Source organism: Vibrio sp. YT-19(2023), assembly GCF_033337395.1.
Genome location: NZ_JAWOQN010000943.1, coordinates 1 through 557 on the forward strand (window position 1 = coordinate 1; position 557 = coordinate 557).

The 557-nt window shown below is 47.0% G+C and carries 1 protein-coding gene; it reads right to left on the bottom strand.

Annotated elements, in window-relative coordinates:
• Positions 1–557 (bottom strand): GGDEF domain-containing protein (locus R7E78_RS29325; RefSeq protein ID WP_318059045.1); only part of this gene is annotated, 557 nt, incomplete at both ends.

Genomic DNA, 557 nt, shown 5'->3' on the forward strand with positions numbered 1-557 from the left:
TATCGCTGTCACTTGGGTAGTGCGCGACGCCAATACTGGTCGACAGTGACGATACGTTGTTCGCGTTTAGAACCGGAGTATCAAACACGGAATGGATGTGTTTTTTCGCCTCCTCTGCATCGACGTCTGAGGACTCAATCACGACAGCAAACTCGTCTCCACCCATCCGATAGGTACTGAAGCTATCAATATTCATGTCTTTCAATCGTTTGGCAATTTCGCACAACACCGTATCACCAGCTTGGTGGCCGTACGTGTCATTCACGTTTTTGAACCCGTTTAGATCCAACAGACACAAAGAAAAAGCCGTTCGGTTGCGAGTGTTATTTCTCAACGTGACAAACAGAGCATTACGGTTGCCAAGGCCAGTAAGGGGGTCACTCAACGCCAGCTTACGATGGAAGTGCGATTCTCTGTAGAAGAAGTAAGTCAGCGACAAAATCGACAAGACGAAAGTGGCAAACAGCATGTATTGTGCTTTCATCAATCGTTGGCTTTCATCTTTTTGTGTCTCGTACACTTGGCTGGTTAAGCGAAAGTTCTGGGTCACAAACTCC